Genomic DNA, 19,259 nt, shown 5'->3' on the forward strand with positions numbered 1-19,259 from the left:
TATAATTAAAATTAGACCCCTCGTCCAAGGGGTCTTTTTTTATTCATTTAGTGGACAATCTTTTTCACTTGCACAATGACTTCTTAACTCATGAAATTGAACAGCAGCATCAGCATTATCATTGTGAGCGATTGTCGCTCCTCCAAGCTCTCCCCAATTTGGAAAGTTGTAGTAAAGGCCGCCATTCTCATTGATTTTAATTCTATTGTGACACATATGATTTAAAAAAGGTTCGTTGTCGTTGTCTCGTACGCAAAGTTCGATATTTCCATCGACGATTCGATAATCAGAAATTAGGGTTGTATGAGTAAAACCAGCGCTTTCTTTTCTTGTGAAGACAAGTTGTGGCTGTTGGTTATTATCAATTTTCTTCTTTATATCCTCAAGTAGCTTTTGAGAATCTTCACGCTTCATTGGTGACGTTGACAATGTTGTCTTTAGGCCTTGAAAAGTCATGGCCTTGTTGGCCCACTCTTTTGACATTTTTGTGGCAAGATATGATTGAAGGTCTGGGTGATATGAGAGCTCAAAAAGGTTATTAAAACCAGGGATTTTTCGAACTTTATTATCGGCAATATCATCAATAATCTTCTTGTAGTATTCAAGGGATTCTTTGCGCTCTTTTGAATCTGGAGCAGCATCCAAGTTAGCGCGAGCTTCTTTCTTACTGCCATCAAAGAAGGCAAGGCGATTAAACTTTGATGTTAGAGAAGCATGTCCCCAGCAATACCCCTGAGTCCCTTCAATATCTGATAATGTGATGGAATCGTAGTTTCTAAAGGCCATTGAATTATTTATTTTGCTATTTTCAATTATGGGATCGCGTCTTTTGAAAATATCAAAGTTATTTGGACATAGGGTTTCACATGAGCAAGTCTCACTTGTGCAGCTTCCCCAACTCTTACACGAACAAACCTGCTGGCGAACTTCTTTAAGGATATTCCCAAAGTCTTCAAAAGCTGTTTCTCTTGTCGGACGCTGACAATCCACTTGTTCAGATGACAGAAGTTGTACATGTTGCTGAAATGAAAGTCTCTTGGTTTCCTCAGCGCTTTTAATTTGATTGTATTGATAATTACTAATGGCCGACTTCGCTCCACGATAAGGAGTTGTGATAAGATTTTTTACCGCCGTAACAGCTCCTAGTCCTGCTTGGTTACACGAGCCGAGAGCTAGTAAAGAAATGAGAAAGAAAATGGATACCAGTAACTTCATTACTTAATATCCTTAAGAGCAGAGGCTATATGCACCAGAGCAGGAGCTTCTTTCTTTGCTCTTTCAATTAACTCATCTAATCCCTTATGTTTTAGCTTTCCTGATTTTAAATAGCGACAGATCTCCATCGAGACCGCGTAGGAATTTGGAAACTCTTTAAGCATTTGCTCACAGTAGAAGCCATGCTTTTTACCCTTTAGACGTGAAAGAGTGTCGTATTCAAGCTTGGCATTTATATTTGCATGTTCTAGTCCTGAAGGATTTCTAAGAGCTAGGGCCTTTGAGTATTTCTTCTTGGCCATGAGTTCTTTGACATTCTTATCTTTAAAGAATTGGCCATAGAATCCACTTTGAATTTGTTTTGAATTAGAAAAGACATTCTTCCAAAAACGCAGAATCTCGTCTTTATCGGAATCTATAGAGGAAGCAATCGCTTTTTGATATGACTGAAAATAGCTCTTGGCCTTGGCCTGATCGAATTTATAAAGCGCAAAGAGGTAGGATGTTTCTAACTCTAATGGGTCAACTTTTTTAGGTTTAAGTTTTTGGGCCTTTTCATAGAAGCTTATGGCCTTGTCTAAGTGGCCGTAGGTTTCAAGCTCAAATGCTAAGACGATATAGGCATTAAACTTCTCTTCGCTCGTTAGGCCATCTTCAATACCGTGCTTTTTTATAATTTCTTGGGCACTACTTAATAGGGCAGCATCTAATGCAGAGGCCGTGGCATTAAGTAGCATTAAGAGGAGTAAAAGTATTGAAATTACATATTTCTTCACATACTTCTTATCGGAATCTGTTCGAATATATTGATAGGGTAAGTACTTGATATGTCATTAGATGTCATAAGTTTTTATTAGGCGATGGGATCAGAATTTGGGAGGATATTCCTATGAAAAAAATAATCCTAATCGCAACTTTAAGTCTTAGCTCTTACGCAAATAACTGCTCAAATCTTGAGGCCATCGCAGACACTTACAAAAGTGATCTTAAGGCCGAGCTTCAAAAGACATTTTATCCCGAAGACGCCGAAGGCCAGGCCAAGTTTCGCACAAGTGTTGGCCAGAAGCTTAACTACTTAAAGGCCCTAAAGCATCAAGTGGATGTCTGTTATCAAGATTATCAAATGAAGGATGAGGTTTATAATTGTGGCCTTTCAGCAGATCTTCTAAAGTCACGCCACCCTGGAGATTTAACCACAAGTTATACCGGAGCGATCTCTACAGATGGTGATTGCATGGCCTATCTCTACCTTGGGCATACCATGACTCGAAATCGAGAAGGCAAAGTCGTGCTAAAAAACCTTGGTGGGAAATTTGAAATCAACACGCTTTATAAGTGCAGTGGCGCTTATACAACGGAGGAAGATTCATTTCGTAAGATGATCTTATCAGGTGATAATTTCTTTGTGATGGATCAGTACATGATTTATCGCACCGATGTGAAGGTACTTGGCAAAAAGTATGTGACGCAAAACCTTCTTGAGATTAATTATAAAGATTCGGAGATTGTCTTTCATTACGGCGCAGCTGAACTTGCCATCTCCACAAAAGATGGAAGTGTCATTCGCACAAATTTTCTGACGATGGATGAGGTGAGTGAGGGACGTTGTGAGACTTCGTATAGTGAAAAGAATAACTCAATCTATCCACGCACAAATATTGATGAAGAGGCGTGGGGATTTAAGTTAGAGTACGTGGCATACTGAGATTTATGATATGAGAGCAAAGAAAGTTTTAATCACAGGTTTTGATGCCTTTGGAAATAATCTCATTAACCCAAGTGGGGAAGTGGTGGAGGCGACCACGGCCAACTTCTCACACCTTGAGGTTCACAAATTAATTCTACCCACAGTTTTTGAAAAGAGCTTGGCCATCTTAAAGAAGGAGGCCTTCTTTTTAAATCCCGACTATATCATCTGCTTTGGCCTTAACGAAAAGGCCCAGGAAGTAAACCTCGAAGTCCTCGCTCACAACCTAAACGATGCAAGCATCCCAGACAACGAAGGCAATTGCCCCGTAAACGAAGTGATCTTTGAGGGAGCAGCTGCAACTCTCGATTCCACTCTTCCTATAGGGGAGATTGAAGACGCCCTTCTTGCGGCGCAAATTCCCGTGGCCATCTCTCGCGACTGCGGACGCTTCGTGTGCAATCACGTCTTCTATGGCATTCGCCACATAATTGAAGAAAAAAAGATGCGCGCCAAGGCCGGCTTCGTTCATCTTCCAAGTTTTGAGACCATGGGACTCAATGATCAGGTTGAGGCGCTTGAGGTGATTTTGGCGGTGCTTAATCACTAAATTTAAAAGGGCGCAGTTTTCACTACGCCCCCGAAATCACAATTTCCGTAAGATTAAAATAATTTTAACTACATAGATTATGATTTCTACAATTGACCATAAGTCATCCATGACTTTCTCCTTGAACTCCCATCATTGGGAGGAGAAAGTGGAACCTCGGTCAAAATTATGATACACTCGCTTTATAGACGTCCCTGAAAGGATTTCTACAATTGACCAAATCAGAACCCCGTTTTTACGGGGTTTTGCTTTTTCTGGCTATCCAAGTCTATAGAACTCATCAATTATTTCACTTAAAATTGTTTCTATTTCAATTTGGGAATATTTCGTTTTTGAGATGAGATTGGAGTAGCTTTCGTTAAATTCAATATTTACGAGGGAGACTCTATGAAGAATTTGAGGATTATTTTAAAGAGTTACAAGTAAATTTTGGAAGACCTCAATTTAGAGACTAGGAAACAGAGAATGAAATTTTCAAATAAAACGAGCTTATATTTATGGCCATGCCTTTTACTCTCACCAGTACTAGGATATTTCTATTCAATTAATTATTTACAGGGGAAGTTTAGCATAAGCATTTCAATCTTATTCTTTCTCGTTGCATTTATGATTATCGTTTCAATATTTGGCCTCATTTACAATTCAATATTAGGACATGAGAGTGGGGTTAGTGTTGGAAAAATAACCCAATTTAATCAAGTTCGTTCACTATTGGATTTACTAGAATATTATGCTGGCGTTTCACATATTGTTGGTGCGATTACTGTTGCAGGTATAACTTTTTATTGTCTTGCTCTGAAGGGTACAAATTTTGAATTGGGAATGGCCTTGGCGGTAAGTGCTTCACTTTTTAGTGGGTTTCTTTATCTCTTTGTTTCCCAGTTACTTGTGGACTTGTGTAATTACAAGTCTCAGAAAATTGAGAAATAATGTGAGATAATCTCGCGCAGCGAAAAAACTCTGAACCGATCTCTTTCCACTTTTGAAATGCTGTGCTATACTGCCGCTTACGTATATTTGTTCCAAATATCCGCAAGTCAAAATCTAATGGGGGTGCCCTGGTTTCGACGGGATGGTTGACAGGTATCCGGGCGTGTCCAGGTTGGTCTCCACGGTCCTGGTAAAAAGGAGTCCACCGTTAATTGCAGACGATTATGCAATGCCAATGGCTGCCTAATTAATTAGGATTAGTCTTGTGAGGCGCTACTGCCAAGAAACAGAATGTAGCAATCCAGTTGAATCTGCTGGTTAACTAGGTTTCGAGCCTGCCGGGGCATCTCGTTAATCACTCACCGGGGTTTGCCGAGGTCACGTATCACGGACAGTCTTGTCTTCTGACGATAAATGAAGACTACGCACGTAGGCCGCTATCAAGACGCTATTTCGGACGTGGGTTCGATTCCCACCACCTCCACCATCGGATTCCGGTGGTGGAAGCCCTCTTTCCTTAAACATTATTAAAATCAGCTACTTAATTACAGTAACTTGCGTTTTTATCAGACACTTTGACCTGTCTTAACTTGTCTCAAATTGTCTTGATGTGGCTATTTGTGGCTAACATTTTGGCTATAGCATTTTTGATGAACTATACAGTGTAGCAAAATGCCAAAAAATGCCTAAAAAATGCAGTTAAGTTTCTGATTTTAAACAACTACTCAGTGTATCGGTTTGGGCTACTTAAACGGCGTTTTTACACAAAAGGAGTAGTTATGACGGCCAAGAAAAACGAGAAAAAACAGACAAAGAAAAAGAACAGAAGATGCGATCTCAAGGTCGAAACGAGAGAAGGGAAACTTCTTAAGTATCTTAGAGAGTCACGAAATTTATCAGTCAGGGCCGTAGGCAGAATCATGGGAATCTCAGAGTCTACGGTTAGTCATTCTGAAAATGGAAGGCGAGATCTCACCAAACCAATCATTGCAAGCTACCTTGATGTTTACGGTTACAGCTATGAAGAATTCGAGAAGATGCTCCACGGCGATATTATTCTTCCTGAGAATATGCGTGGCGAGTGTATCGAAATAATTAAAAGGCTTGAGCCATCTAAACTAAGAGCTGTTAAAGCTTTTTTGAATACCTTCATAGGTTAAGTGGAGGTCGCAATGGGAATTAAATACGACAGAGAAAAGAAACATTACGTGGTCACGTACCACAGAAGACATCCTGTAACGAAGCAATCTAAAAGCATAAGGCGTCAGGGAATTAAGACTAAGTATGAAGCGGAAAGGGTATACAAAGAATTAATTATCAAAATGGGGGAGAAGTTTAACGAGAACCTTCATCCTCTTTGGCCTGATCTAGTCGAGAAGTTTTTAGACTACTACGCCAATTGTGGAATCGCTAAGAACACGCTCAAAAATTACGAGCAATGTATAAAGGCCAATACCTTTCATATTTGGGGAAAGAAAAGAATTAACGAATTTAGTACTTCTGAAATTAGAGATTTCATCTTAGATGACTGTGCAAAGTTTTCTGAGGCCCATCGAAAAAGTATGCTTAAGTATCTACGAGCCGTCTTTAGGTACGCAGTTGAGCACGACATCATTTATCGCGATCCTTGCCCTAGACTTAAATTTAAAAAGAACGAGAAAATCAAAAAAATGCTTAAGGAAGAAGAAATAAAGATTCTTCTACGAGAAGCAAAAGAAAGAAACCATGAATGGTTTCCTGTCTGGGCTGTGGCTTGCTACACAGGACTTCGTAACGGTGAACTATATGCTCTTAAGTGGGAGAACGTCGATTTTCAAAATCGACTTATCTATATCACCCATTCTTGGAATAAAATTAATGGCCTTAAGACTACTAAGTCGGGAGACGACAGAGTCGTTGAAATTGCTCCAAGCCTTATGCCTGTCATCAAAGAACTTTACGAAAATAAAGAAGGGGAGTTTGTACTTCCAAGGATTAGGGATTGGGAAACAGGCACTCAGGCAAAGCCATTAAAAGACTTCTTAAAAGAATTAAATCTACCTCTTATTCGCTTCCATGATCTTCGGGCATCTTGGGCCACGATCATGCTCTCTAAAGGGATTGAGCCCATTAAGGTTATGTCCATGGGAGGCTGGAAGGATTTGAAGACGATGCAGATTTATATTCGCAAGTCTGGGATTAATATTAAGGGGATAACTAATGACCTTAATTTTATATAAGAGATACGAAATATGATTATATTAAATTTTATATGCAACTATATAGGTAGCTTCATAAGTAAAAGATTTTTTTTCAGCTTAAATTTTTATTTTCCCCAAGACTATTTTCAAACATCTTCTGACTTTAAACCTTTTGTTGTTTTTACTTTTTCTTAAGGATTTCTTTAGATTGAGATTCAGAATAATTGCTTGGCCCGTGTAAATGTTTTTTGTTCTCCAGGGATAAGGTGTGTCATGTCTAGAATAAAGGTTTAAGGAGTTAACTTTCTGGAAATTGACTTCAAGTTATGCCTTTGAAATCTTTATTTAAATTATTTTTTACTCATAACAATCTGCTTAAGGAGAGAGCGAAAATGAAAAAACGCATTTCATATGTCGTAGGGACATTTTTATTTTTATTGATAATACAACAGGGTTACTCATCAGGAGCGATTAGACTTGTATTACCGTATCTTACGGGTGATTTTACTTTATCGACTATGTCAAATGGTGAACTTGCGTATGACACTTCAACTAAAAAAGTAATTGTTAAGATTGACGGTCTAGCAGAAGAATTAAATCCAACTCCTGAAGAACCAGTAAGAAACGTCGAAAGATTCCCTCATATAAGCAGTGCTCCGAGTTCTGATTTTTTTAATGACGCATCTATGGTCTATAGTAAAATTGGTAAAGGAGCTATTTATATTGGTAACGACTTCTTAGTTAACAGTACAGAAATAGTCTGTAAATATAGTTCTTCCGGTACAATTAGTAATGGGCCAGGGGCTTTTGATGGTTCTGTTCGTCAAGGCTCATTTACTATGTACTTATACTTAATTAAAGATGGTAGCAACTTTAATTGTATTCTTAGCTACAATTCAAATGGTCCTGAATCACCTTATGACTCTAATTGGATATTGGCTCAAACAATCTTAGGTGTTGTAGAGACTGAAGGGAATGTGACTACTCATATAGGGGGATATCGAATGATATTAATTGATAGTAATACTGTTTCATCTCCTAACGCTTTTCCTGAATATATTGCACCAAGTATGAAAGCAATTTATTTTCAGGGAGTAAATTGTCCTGCACAAGGAATGAATTTTAAACTTCAAAGACCATATGTCGTAATTGATGATTATACAGGCCAAACTACAACATCTTATCTTTTAAATACAGAAAATAGATGTGCTTATTGTGATGAGGCTACAGATCCCTGGTGTAAAAAGAAACCTGGTGTTGCTGAAAGATATGATTTGCTACCAAACAATGAAATATACTTTGAGGCAGCGACTGGTCCACAATATGAACTACTGTTTAATAAGTGGATAGAAAGACAACTAAGGTCAAATTAAGGAGAATATTTATGAGATATATTTATTGTTTATTTTTAATTACTTCTTCATTTGCAAATAGTCTAAACGAAGATTTTGTAAAATTGGTAAAGAAGACAGCTTCTGTATATACATCGAACTCACAAATTGATGTAAATAATAGCGACAGACTAAATTTTGAAACACTTTTAGATGCGCAAAAAGTATATTTAACGATTAAAACAGAAGCATTAAATACAACTGCTGTTACTGTCATTAATAATGCTCAACAGTCTTTAGTAAAGTCCAAAATATTGCCTGCACCGCCTGTCATAGAGTTTGGGGATTTAGATCTATACATTGGAAATAATATTGAATGTACAACTGAGGGGACAAGTATTGGGCCTACCGATACAAGTTGTATTGGAAAGAAGTGTAAGTTAAAGCATATAGTTATTTCTAAATGCAATGAAACAGATTGTTGGAATACTGATTCAACTGTTGATCGCTTACTTCAATCTGAATTATCGGGATCTTTCAGTTTAAATGAAAAAGTTGATATTACTAGTTGCTTAGAAAATAATCTTGAAGGAATGAAGCATAATTTTTTCCTTAGTGAAGGATTGGAAAGTAAGGGCGGCACGGTTCAATATTCAATCATTCTGCAAAATGATACAGAATAAGAGGAGAGACAAATGAACAGGATTTTATATATCTTACCATGTCTATTATGTCTCATGTCGTGTGTTGAAGATAATTCGACAACAGATTCAAATTTAAAATTTCGTGAAGCACTTTTACGTTCACGAAATATAGTTCAGGTAAGTAGAAATATTGATCAATATAATAGTTTAAATCTTAATTTTAATCTTAATTTTGAAACACAACTAGTAGAACTTGCGTATTCTGTTAAGAAGCCGAATAACACAGTTATAACGTTGTTAAATAAAGATAGGGTTAATAGCTTAGAATTCAAGAAAAATAACAGTATTGCAGAAGGTAGTGTTGACATACTACTTAATGGCACATCAATTAGAAATTGTTTAATTACTGAGTGTGTTGAGACAAAGTGTACAGGAGAAATCTCAGATAACTTAGAGGGATTATATAGTACTGAAAATATATATTTAAACTTACAGAAGATTAAAGCAGGCACTTGTGGGACAGTAAATATGGCTAATGGAAATAATGTAGTTACATTTCAGCATATTGTAGATCCTTTCGGAAGTGACTATCAAGCACTAAATGTAAAGGCAAAAGTAATAACTTACAATGTAAGTTATGGGCCAAAAGGAGTTAACGATGTCTTTAATTAATCGTGGTCTATTTTTAGCCTTGCTCTCTATTTCTGCCATTGCAAGTACTCAGAGTGAGTTGCATCTCAAAGCTTCTGAGCAGTTTAAAAATCGATATTGGTTAAACGGTATGAAAAGAAATCTTGAGACCGCCTATTATCTTGAGCCGGGTAAATCAATTAATGTAGAGCGTTTGGAGAGTGGTTTATCTTTTATTTCGAATACAATTACAAGTCTATTAAATGAATCTGTCGGTTATACCTTATTCAATAAATACTTTAGTGAAAATAGGTTTTCTTCAAATGCAGATGTTTTAGATTATACGCAAGAGATAAACGTTTATAACTCATATTATAGTCTTAAAAGTAAATGGCCCTCTCTATTTTCAGCATTAACCGAAATTGATTGGGGGGATAGTGGCCCTTGTGAGATCGATATTTTAATAAATGAAAATTGTGGTCGTATATCTAAGGTTAGTTATGTATTTTCTAATATGTCTAGTTCGCAGGCTAATTCATTACGAGTCTTAAATGAAGGTGTCATAGATGAAACAAATGGTCTACTTAAGTCAGGTTTAAATATTGATTTAAGTGAACACTTCTTCAATCTATTTCAATTTTATCAATATTCAGACTCTATTGTCACTTTGTTAGACACTAAAGTTTATAACCTTGGAACAAATGATGTTGTGAAGAAATCTAGATTTATTGAATTAACAAGAGCGCTCTTGTCGCAAGTTTTTACTGAAAGAGGTGGGATTCTTTTGAATTCAAGCCAGTATGAAATTGATTTAGATCCAAGTTCATGTGATCAAGATTGTAAGGTTACATATTTTAAAAATTTGTTAATTTCAGAAAATAACGACATTTCATCAGAGATAACTGATCTGATTTTCGATCAGAAAATGATCAAAACAATATTGAATTTATATTTGTCTCTCGATGAGGCAGGTAAGAAATTATTGAAAGTGAATCTATATAGTTATCTATCAGAAATTGTAGGACTAGATGTATTTGATTCCAACTTAAATCATGTTTTAAAGGATAAGGTAGTTAATTCACTGAATTATACAACTGAGTTATTAATACAAAATAATGATGTAATTTCATTAAAACTAGCGAAAGAAATCCAGTTGTTTTTAAGAAGTTGGGGGAGTGATGTATAAAAAATACTTTTTTATTCTTCTATTTTTTGGGCTTCTTTTGAGTATTGTATCCTACGATTCTTTTTCAAGTAATAAAGATTCTAAAATGGTGAATATTGAAAAGATAGCTCTTTTAGAAAAAGAATTGGTGAGAATAAATAGTGTGGATTTTTATTCATCAGACAGATTAGATGAATTAAAAATAATTAAGCAACGACTATTGAAGTTAAAGGCGATTAAAAATGAAAATTAAATTATTACTGATATCTTCTTTTTTTGTATTATGTACTCAAGCATATACAACTGATGAACTGCTTGCAAAGACATCAATTGCTCTTGGAGATGCGTATTTAGAAAAAGCTAAGGCACTTGAAAACGATGTTGTAAAAGTATTAAAAAATCAAGAAATTGATTTCACAAATAGCCTTAGTCTAAATAATCGTATTGTAGAAGATTACCTTAACTTTAGAGATTTGGCTCTTGAGGAGTATAGAAATGTATATTGCTCTGGAGTAGAATGTCCAGAGGGGGTAGGGAATCTAAATCTAGGAAAGGATTTTTTATTCTATAAAAGAGAAGCATACTCAAAAGCTGAACTTTTATTAAGTGGTGCTGCTAATCTTGGCCGTATTTCTAATGTTGCAGATGTGTACGCAACAAATTTAGACTTTAAAGAGCACTTGATAAATAGATTGAACGGCTTAATTTCTCAACAAAGGAAATATGACGAGTTAGCAAGAAGCTTAAATAAGAACGTTATTGACCTTAAAACAGCTTACATCAATGAAGACTTAAACGTAGTCGGAGTCGATCAGAGTGTGATCCGTGAAGAAAATTATCTTTTAAGTGAGCAAAGTCAGTATCAGGAGTATTTATCATGTGTAAACTCTTATGAAGCACAAGATCAGTTTGAAACTGAGGAGTATAAAAAAGCAATAGAACAGTATAATCTATTAGTTAAGAATATTGACTCCAATTTTGATAAAATTTATGATTACAAATACTCGAATTCAGCAGGAACTGAAACATTTAGTGTTAAAGCAAATTTAGGATGGCAAGATACAGGTATCGAGTTTGCTCAAGGAGAAAAGGTTAGAATAAATGCATCTGGCTCTTGGGCCAATCGAAGTGCAACCTCTTTTTTTAAGGCTGATCATATATACGAAAGTGTGAATGGCAATATTGATGTAATGTTCTTTAAGTCTGTAGGTAAATTTTTAAAAAATGCCGTAAGAAAAGTTGTTGGAACATTTACTGGTCTTCTAGGAGATACTTTACCCGAGCAACAAAAGCTTTTGTTACAAAATATTGAGGTAAGTGATAATCATATTGTTGATAGAATTAATACTGGTACATTAAAGTCTGGTCCTGATGGATATTCCTTTTCATTTAGTAACTCTGCTTCTAAAGGAGTCTCGAATTCAACAGGAAAAGGAGTGAGTGCTGGTTTTGGTACTGGCTTTTTTAGCGTAGGAGGAAGTGCAAGCCAAGGTTCTTCAGAATCACTAAACAGTAGTGCTGGAGTTGGTGGAACGTATGGTTTTAAGCTTAGTACGAGTATTGTTCCTAATATTCCTTTAGGCACATTAATAGGGTCTTACTGTTCTGAAGTTCCAAATGGATCAAACTGTGAAGTTTTTGAAGTTGGTGCTGATGGAGTTTTTGAAATTGATAATTATATTGAAGGTGGAAAACTCTGGTTAAGGTCAAATGATTCCGATTTAGCTCTCGCGTTGAATAATGGAGAACTAAATGTTGAAATTAGTAAAGCTACAAAATTTAGTAATTATTTAGATCAGTATTATTCTTGGATGGACCAAGAATGTGATGACTTTGGCGAAAACTGTGGACTATCAAATATCTTAGAGAATATTGCATACATTCCTAATCCCTATTCTTTAGCATCAGACTTATTTGAAAAAAAGTTTCCAGAGTATCCTTCTGAAGTGAAGCAAATTTTATTAGCTGAGATAGGGTATTTAATAGAACTTAATATTATAAAAAGAGATATTAAGCTAAAAGAACACGGGCACGAGTTGACAGATGTTAAGGTAACGCATTGTAAAGAACAAGCTAAATATACGGAAGAGAAAGTAAACAATACTCGAGAACTTATTGCAACATATTCACGAATGAATAAAAGTCGTCAATCAATGTCTTTATTGCTTGATGCCTCAAGAAGGTTTTATGAGCAAGAGCTTGAAGGTTTAAATTGGGTACGTTCTAAAAATTTAGAACGTTTGGATAGATATTATATTCTAGTTGTTAACGCTTTTAATTATTTATACTTCAGTGACTATAGGTCGATAGGAAGTAAAGCAAACTACTTTGAGGGTGATTATTACCACGAAAATATGGAAAGAATGCAGGATCAGATTCTAGATATTACTGCTGAGAATGATTTGTTAAATCCTAATCGAGGATTTGTTGTTTACGATTTAAGCTATGATGAAATGCAAGAACTTATTTCATTAAATCCTAAAGAAAGAAAAACACAGTTAAGAATTAGATTAGAAGATGTTATGTGCTCAGGTTTTGGCCTAAATGATCAAACTAGAGTAATGATCGAAAAAGTCGGGATTTTACTTGATCTTGATCCAGCAAGAGAACATCTCTTTTTTAAAAATCCGTATGTTAGAAGTACTAAATCACTACTTGTCCATGGCTCAGAGAATCAATTTTATGACTTAGATGGAAGGGAGACCGACTATTGGATGCCTGCACAGCAAAGAAGAATCAATGCTTGGAGTAGTCGCATTCTTACTGATGTAAATTCTGATTATACAGAACTTAGAAATAGTCGTTTCTTTGAAAGGCAATCATTTCGAAAAACTAGCTTTGCAACAACTTGGCGTATGGACTTAACTGACCCAATGCTTCAGATGTACACAGAGGGAGATAGCGAGCCAATTCTACAAGGTGTAAAACTAGTCTTCTGGTTTAACTCTACAGAATTATTAAAAAGTGAGCCTGTGAACTACTGTGCTTCAGCTCCTGATACTTTAGAATTAGTTAGTTATGATGATGTTAATCAAACTGCTGATATTAAATGGAGTATTTCTAAAGACAGCGTCGCTTTTGATAATATTGAATCTTTTCAAATTTATACATCTAAGAACAATAATAACGGCTATAGAATATCTGATATTCATAGTTTAGATAATTGTACTGATATGGGTGAATACTTTGAATGTCAAAAGACCATTGACACTGAAGGATACACAGGACTTGAGTCCGTAAACTTCAAGATTCGTTCTTCATATAGAAAAGAAGGTCAGTTACTCGATTATCCGGGATTTTACTCAAAGTCTCTTAAGTTAACTTTGTAAGGTGTATAAGTGCGCAATCAGATTATTCTCTTTGGTTTACTAATTTTTAATACTAACTTACTTGCTTTAGAGGACTATTCAACAGGAATAGTCCCTGAGGCACTCTCTTTACCTTCGGGGCCAGGAACAATTTCTGGCTTTACTGGTGAAGTTGTTGACTCATCAAATACAGGTAATTTTAATTATCAGTATTCACTCTCATTACCAAAGGGTGTCAATGATCATGCGCCTAAAATTAGAATTATATATAATTCTTCAAATGGGATAAGTGAATTTGGGTTAGGTTGGAACTTAAATCTTAAAAACATTTCAAGAAACTTGAGAAATGGTGTTCCTTCATTTCAAGAAGGTGACAGCTTCTATTCATCTGAAGGGGATTTAATAAAAGTAAACTTTGATGGTAATTCTGATAATTGGTATGCACCTAAAATAAATCAAAATGGTAATCGTTATCATCATGAAAACAATATATGGAATATATATTACTCTGACCTGAGTGAAGATGTTTTTGGAGTAAATTCTACATCTCGTCATTCATCATCAAGTGGTACGACAAAGTGGCTTATTAGTGAAGAAAAAGATCGATCTGGAAATCTGATAACTTATCACTACAGTGGCGAGAATTATAAGTATCTTGATGAAATAAGATATGGCTACAATGGTGCTACATATAAATATCAGATTACTTTTGAGTATCAGGAGAGCGATTCTTTTAAAAGTTCATATCGTTCAGGTGTATATGAACAATTAGATAAGCTATGTAGTGATATATATGTGAAGTCTAATTCTGGTCGTATAATTAAACACTATATTTTAGAATATAGTGATTCTAATAATGCAAAAATTCCTTATTTAGAGCGTATCACAGTAAAGGGGGTCGATGATTCAGTAGGAGAGGATATAAATCCACCTGTTGAATTTTCGTACGGAAATAGCATAGCACCTGAAGTTCAATCATTTTCTTTTAATGACTCTATAATACCAAATTTTAAATCGAGCAATACTTTGACAATTGACTTAAATAGAGATGGCCTTGTTGACTATATTGAAACATCTAGAAATGGTCTGAAGGTATGGACTAATAACTATGGAAATGGCTTCGAAGGCCACTATGTTGATAGTAGTTTTATAAATATCTTAGACTCTAAACAAACTAAATTAATGGATATTGATGGAGATAGAGTTGTTGATTTTGTCGTTTCAGGATTAGCGCCAAAGGTATTTAAAGGTGGAGTTGATAAGAATGGTAGCTTTTCATTTTCAAATGAATTTTCTAAGTTATCGCTTCTTCCACATTATAATTATAGTTCAAGTGAAGTTCGAACTATCGATCTAAATGGAGACGGACACTTGGATTTCCTAATCCGTTTACCAGAAAAACTTATTTCAATTTTAAGTGATGGTGAAAGTTCATATAAGAAAATTATTTATCCTTCGCTGTCATCTAAGGCATTAAGTTTAGCAAGTAAGTCTACTTTAATTAGTGACTTTAACGGTGATGGCCTTGTTGATCTTGGAAAAATTGATTCAACAGGGGTCTACTATTTCCCAAGTCTTGGTAATGGTGATTTTGGACAAGTACAATCGATAAGATTTGATGAATCAAATAAAGAAATTTGGCAAATTTCAAAAAACAGTGCTTTGAATAAGTTTATAGCAGACTTTAATGGTGATGGAATAGTTGATTACTTAGTCGCAAATAAAGCTGGTGTTGCTATTGTTTATGGACGATCAAATGGTAGTTTTTCTCCAATTTTTAAATATTTTGATAAATTAATAAATTATTCAGATAAAGATATTCATATTGATATATTTGATATTAATGGTGATGGTGTGTCAGATGTTGTTTGGACAAATTATGAGAGAGATTTCAGATACCTATCTTTTTATAAAACTGGGGATAACCTTTTAAGGTTAATTGATAATAATCAAGGAAAACAAGTTGAAATACAATATACACCAAGTACAGCTTTTGAAGTGGTGAATAAGGAGAATAGTACAGGTGTCTCATTTGCAGCAGTTACTAAAATTAAGACAACAATATTTGGATACCCTTCTCGTTTAATCGAAAAGGATATTCAATATAAGTCACCGTACTATAACGGAATATCTAACGAGTTTAGGGGCTTTAATGAGATTGTCGAGATTAATTTAGGAGATAACTCTAGACCAACATACGTACAAAAGAAAATATATAATCAAGGTGATTTAGATTATTACTTGAAGGGCCTATTAACTGAGAAGTCAATTTTTACATTTGATACCGAAAACATTTTAGGTGATCTTCTAAAGTCCGAACATCATACTTATAATTCTTTTTTATTAGATGAATCTTTTAGTAATGAGAGTAAAAGGGCCAATCTAACAGAAACATTAAAAGTCGAAGGGGATGAATATGGCAATAACACTCGCTCTAATAAAACAACCTATTCATATACATTTCAAAATGGATTCTTAACAGAGTCTGTAAAGTCAGAGTACTCAAGTAGTGATAGCATATATCGAAAGTTAACTCAGCAGTATGCTTTAGATCAGTCTGGCTTATTCTCTTTAAATAAGGTTTGTGAAGAATCACTCTATGACTCTAATGACACTCTTGTCGCATCTCAAAGAGTATTGTATGACGATCTTTCATTATGTTATACGAGTGATGGTAATGTTTCTTCAATCGAAAGATATGATGGATCATCATATGTAGAAAAAACTCATTACACCTATTATAACTCTGGTAATATTAAAGAGTCATATGATGGCCGTAATAATAAAACCTCTTACTTCTATGATGCTAATTTCATTAATTTAACTTCAATTCAAAATCCACTAGGACACCTCGTTTCAGCAAACTATGATATTGATACCGGAACTATGATAAGTTTCACAGATGAAAATTTAAGAGTTCATGCCCTGGAATATGATAGTTATTTAAGGCCTGTTAAAATGATAGGGCCAGCTGATTCCTCTTTATTACCGACTATTTCTTATGAATATAGCTTTGGCTCAAATACAACTTTATCAACGATAATTACTAAAGCAAGACAAGTTAGTGGCGAAGCAGATACCTTTGATGAAAAAGTGTTTCTTGATACTCAAGGAAAAGAAATCTTTAAAATATCAGAAGGAGTTAGTTCTTCAACATATACACAAGTTAGAAAAGAATTTAATATTGATGGACAGGAATATAAAATATATAACCCAATATTCGTTAATGGTTTTAATCAAAATATTACGAACTCTAATGGCCAGACAGTAGTTCAATATGACCCCTTAATGCGCGAAGAATTTCGTTTCAATCCGCAGCATACTACACTAGATCCTTCTTTTATTGAAAATAAGTACGAAGTAGGAAAGAAAACGATATATGATGAGAACAGACATAAATTAATTACTTTCATTGATGAGTTCTCTCGTGTGAGTGAAGTTGAAAATGATCAAGGTCATAAGAACTCTTATTTGCATGATATTATGGATAATGTTACATCTATTGTAGATCCTCATTTGTCTTCTACAAACTTTTACTTTGATTTTCAAAACAGACGAGCTTGTAAGGAAGACCCTACTGTCGGAGTTGTTAAATATGCTCATAATAATGATAATCTTATTATCAGTAGAAAAGAGTATGACTATTTCACTGGTGCAACATGTTCAAACCTAATTGGATCATTTCGAGAAATACAATATGATTACGATAAGCTTGGGAGAAAGGAGCTGGTTGATTATGGTACAGGTTCTACTGCTTCAAATATCGTCTTAAATTATGATGAAGTCTCTTCAAGTTATGGAATAGGAAAGCTTACAAGTGTTAATTATGGACAGGGAAGTAAGTCTTATAATTATAATATCTATGACTCTTTAGCTTCTGAAACTCAGACTACTTCAAGTGGCAGCTATACTACTACATTTGATCACGAGGTGAATGGAAGACTAAATTCTATTGTCTACCCTCAAATCAATTCGAACTCCCTTGAAGTTTTTTATAATTATGCAAATAATAACCATGTTGTAGGTGTTGATTACGTCAAAAATGGCAGCGCACAATCTTCATTAGTTTCTAATGTGAGTTACAATGAATTTAATATGCCAACTTTAGTTGATCGATCTAACGGTATTAGTGATGAGTATGTTTATAACTCGGCTGACAAAAGTTATCGATTACTATCATTGATTATTGCTAACAATACAAATGATCTTTTAAATTACACTTATTCTTATGATAGCAGTTCTAAAATTATTGGAATTGATGAAACTGTATACTCTGAGTCCGAACAATTCTTTTATGACTCATTAAACAGATTAGAAGAGTATTTCTTAAATAGTGTGAAGAAGCGAGACCTAACTTATGATGAAATTGGAAATATCCTTCAAAAAGAAGTGGATGGTGTGGTCAAGTCTTATTCATACGAGCAAGCAAGACCTCAAGTTTTAACAAATTATGATTCAGCTAGTTACACCTTTGATGGCTTTGGGAATTTATCAAATATAGGGACTAAGACATTTAATTTTGATGAAAGTAATCGACTAAATTCTTTTTCAGATGGAACAACTACTTCAAATTATATTTATGATCATGAAAATATGCGAGTTGAGAAATCTGTAGGTACCAATAAAACTGAATACATTGGTAAATATACAGAGGTGAACTCAGGTAATCCTGTTTATCACGTATTCTTAGGCGAACAGAGAATCGCTTCATTCGATTCATCTGGTACATTTAGCCATATTCATCAAAATCACCAACAATCGACAGTTTTAAGAACTGACTCAACTGGAAACGTAGTATTTAACCAAAAGTACTTCCCATTTGGAGAAAGTCGAAGTGGCACAGCTCTAGGTGGTGATTTAAATAGTCTATATACTGATCAATATTATGATAACGAATCCGATGTATATTATTATAAAAATCGTTACTATCTTCAAAATGTAGGACGTTTTGCATCTGCTGATATGTTATACTTAGAAGAGATGAATGAGAGAGGTATGAGACCACTTGAGATGAATGTTTATTCTTATGTTGGGAATGATCCAGTCAATAATGTTGATCCTAATGGCTTGGCTGGTTTGTCTTTAGGTGGATCAGGATCAGGTGGTTTAATAAGGATGGCAGGGAAAGAGTATGGTGTAGTTGGTACAGTAGACTTTAACCCTATTTCAAAAAACTTTCTTAGAACGGAAGTCGGTACTTTTGAAACAAAAACTAGTAGCTTTGGTGTTGGAGGTGGCGCCAGTGTTAGTATGAAAGTTACGGCAACTATAGGAAATGATAATATAAAAGAATTAAATGGAATCTCTGGTGGAGCTTCAGTTAGTGGACCATTTTTAAAAGCAGACGGTGGTGTAAGCTTAGGAGGGTCTGGAGAGGGAACTCCTGTTGCATCAGTTTCTTTGGGTGTTGGTACTCCTACAGAAGTTTTCGCTGGAGGACATGTTTCTGAAACAAAGACACATGATAATAATACAAAAGTTTTATATGATGGACTTTGGAATAATTTAATGGAATTTTTTCAACAGTGATATCTTCAGCATTTATTTATTTAAGCGTTA

General features: G+C 34.9%; 14 protein-coding genes and 1 other RNA gene. 13 read left to right on the forward strand and 2 right to left on the reverse strand.

The genetic code is table 11. The annotated features are described in order from the left end of the window. Nucleotides 1-39 precede the first annotated feature (39 nt). Together ABMA78_RS08490 and ABMA78_RS08495 are read right to left on the reverse strand one after the other, a co-directional pair. Nucleotides 40-1,215, reverse strand: coding sequence for a hypothetical protein (locus ABMA78_RS08490; RefSeq protein WP_392858958.1), 1,176 nt, complete (start codon nucleotides 1,213-1,215; stop codon nucleotides 40-42). After that, the gene (locus tag ABMA78_RS08495) at nucleotides 1,215-1,991 is read right to left on the reverse strand and encodes a hypothetical protein (RefSeq protein ID WP_392858960.1); all 777 of its coding nucleotides are present in this window, start codon (nucleotides 1,989-1,991) and stop codon (nucleotides 1,215-1,217) included. Before ABMA78_RS08495 ends, ABMA78_RS08490 begins: the two co-directional genes overlap by 1 nt. A 113-nt stretch (nucleotides 1,992-2,104) precedes the next feature. On the opposite strand from ABMA78_RS08495, the gene ABMA78_RS08500 reads away from it, so the two are divergent. The 13 genes from ABMA78_RS08500 to ABMA78_RS08560 all read left to right on the forward strand — a co-directional run bounded on the left by ABMA78_RS08500 (nucleotide 2,105) and on the right by ABMA78_RS08560 (nucleotide 19,229). Next, nucleotides 2,105-2,920: a hypothetical protein gene (locus ABMA78_RS08500; protein ID WP_392858963.1), complete on the forward strand. Its 816-nt coding sequence runs from the start codon at nucleotides 2,105-2,107 to the stop codon at nucleotides 2,918-2,920. Nucleotides 2,921-2,930: 10 nt separating this feature from the next. Beyond that, the gene (locus ABMA78_RS08505) at nucleotides 2,931-3,512 is read left to right on the forward strand and encodes a pyroglutamyl-peptidase I (RefSeq protein ID WP_392858965.1); all 582 of its coding nucleotides are present in this window, start codon (nucleotides 2,931-2,933) and stop codon (nucleotides 3,510-3,512) included. A 465-nt stretch (nucleotides 3,513-3,977) separates the two neighbouring features. Further along, a complete protein-coding gene (locus ABMA78_RS08510) occupies nucleotides 3,978-4,442 on the forward strand; it encodes a hypothetical protein (RefSeq protein WP_392858968.1) in 465 nt (154 codons plus the stop codon). Between the two features lie 119 nt (nucleotides 4,443-4,561). Continuing rightward, nucleotides 4,562-4,929, forward strand: a transfer-messenger RNA (tmRNA) gene (gene ssrA / locus ABMA78_RS08515). A gap of 292 nt (nucleotides 4,930-5,221) precedes the next feature. After that, complete coding sequence (locus ABMA78_RS08520; RefSeq protein WP_392858970.1) at nucleotides 5,222-5,602, forward strand: helix-turn-helix domain-containing protein; 381 nt, start codon at nucleotides 5,222-5,224, stop codon at nucleotides 5,600-5,602. Between the two features lie 12 nt (nucleotides 5,603-5,614). After that, entirely contained in the window at nucleotides 5,615-6,661 is a 1,047-nt protein-coding gene (locus ABMA78_RS08525; RefSeq protein WP_392858972.1) for a tyrosine-type recombinase/integrase, read from the forward strand. Between the two features lie 353 nt (nucleotides 6,662-7,014). After that, nucleotides 7,015-7,995 (forward strand): hypothetical protein, encoded by a 981-nt coding sequence (locus ABMA78_RS08530; RefSeq protein WP_392858975.1) that lies wholly within the window; start codon nucleotides 7,015-7,017, stop codon nucleotides 7,993-7,995. Nucleotides 7,996-8,006: 11 nt separating this feature from the next. Further along, the gene (locus ABMA78_RS08535) at nucleotides 8,007-8,636 is read left to right on the forward strand and encodes a hypothetical protein (RefSeq protein ID WP_392858978.1); all 630 of its coding nucleotides are present in this window, start codon (nucleotides 8,007-8,009) and stop codon (nucleotides 8,634-8,636) included. A 12-nt stretch (nucleotides 8,637-8,648) separates the two neighbouring features. Continuing rightward, entirely contained in the window at nucleotides 8,649-9,269 is a 621-nt protein-coding gene (locus ABMA78_RS08540; RefSeq protein ID WP_392858980.1) for a hypothetical protein, read from the forward strand. Further along, on the forward strand, nucleotides 9,256-10,413 hold the full coding sequence (locus tag ABMA78_RS08545; RefSeq protein WP_392858982.1) for a hypothetical protein: 1,158 nt from the start codon (nucleotides 9,256-9,258) through the stop codon (nucleotides 10,411-10,413). The genes ABMA78_RS08540 and ABMA78_RS08545 overlap by 14 nt, the downstream gene beginning before the upstream one ends. After that, on the forward strand, nucleotides 10,406-10,645 hold the full coding sequence (locus tag ABMA78_RS08550; RefSeq protein WP_392858983.1) for a hypothetical protein: 240 nt from the start codon (nucleotides 10,406-10,408) through the stop codon (nucleotides 10,643-10,645). Before ABMA78_RS08545 ends, ABMA78_RS08550 begins: the two co-directional genes overlap by 8 nt. Then, a complete protein-coding gene (locus tag ABMA78_RS08555) occupies nucleotides 10,635-13,721 on the forward strand; it encodes a hypothetical protein (RefSeq protein ID WP_392858985.1) in 3,087 nt (1,028 codons plus the stop codon). The genes ABMA78_RS08550 and ABMA78_RS08555 overlap by 11 nt, the downstream gene beginning before the upstream one ends. A gap of 9 nt (nucleotides 13,722-13,730) precedes the next feature. Continuing rightward, nucleotides 13,731-19,229, forward strand: a complete 5,499-nt coding sequence (locus tag ABMA78_RS08560; protein ID WP_392858987.1) for an FG-GAP-like repeat-containing protein — start codon at nucleotides 13,731-13,733, stop codon at nucleotides 19,227-19,229. Nucleotides 19,230-19,259 lie beyond the last annotated feature (30 nt).

The sequence above is a fragment of the Halobacteriovorax sp. RZ-2 genome (assembly GCF_043196685.1).
In the GTDB taxonomy this organism is placed as follows: Bacteria; Bdellovibrionota; Bacteriovoracia; order Bacteriovoracales; family Bacteriovoracaceae; genus Halobacteriovorax_A.

Bases quoted from the DNA above. Each gene is read 5' to 3' on its own strand.
- ABMA78_RS08490 (WP_392858958.1), bottom strand. From the start codon at position 1,215: ATGAAGTTACTGGTATCCATTTTCTTTCTCATTTCTTTACTAGCTCTC.
- ABMA78_RS08500 (WP_392858963.1), top strand. From the start codon at position 2,105: ATGAAAAAAATAATCCTAATCGCAACTTTAAGTCTTAGCTCTTACGCA.
- ABMA78_RS08505 (WP_392858965.1), top strand. From the start codon at position 2,931: ATGAGAGCAAAGAAAGTTTTAATCACAGGTTTTGATGCCTTTGGAAAT.
- ABMA78_RS08510 (WP_392858968.1), top strand. From the start codon at position 3,978: ATGAAATTTTCAAATAAAACGAGCTTATATTTATGGCCATGCCTTTTA.
- ABMA78_RS08520 (WP_392858970.1), top strand. From the start codon at position 5,222: ATGACGGCCAAGAAAAACGAGAAAAAACAGACAAAGAAAAAGAACAGA.
- ABMA78_RS08525 (WP_392858972.1), top strand. From the start codon at position 5,615: ATGGGAATTAAATACGACAGAGAAAAGAAACATTACGTGGTCACGTAC.
- ABMA78_RS08530 (WP_392858975.1), top strand. From the start codon at position 7,015: ATGAAAAAACGCATTTCATATGTCGTAGGGACATTTTTATTTTTATTG.
- ABMA78_RS08535 (WP_392858978.1), top strand. From the start codon at position 8,007: ATGAGATATATTTATTGTTTATTTTTAATTACTTCTTCATTTGCAAAT.
- ABMA78_RS08540 (WP_392858980.1), top strand. From the start codon at position 8,649: ATGAACAGGATTTTATATATCTTACCATGTCTATTATGTCTCATGTCG.
- ABMA78_RS08545 (WP_392858982.1), top strand. From the start codon at position 9,256: ATGTCTTTAATTAATCGTGGTCTATTTTTAGCCTTGCTCTCTATTTCT.
- ABMA78_RS08550 (WP_392858983.1), top strand. From the start codon at position 10,406: ATGTATAAAAAATACTTTTTTATTCTTCTATTTTTTGGGCTTCTTTTG.
- ABMA78_RS08555 (WP_392858985.1), top strand. From the start codon at position 10,635: ATGAAAATTAAATTATTACTGATATCTTCTTTTTTTGTATTATGTACT.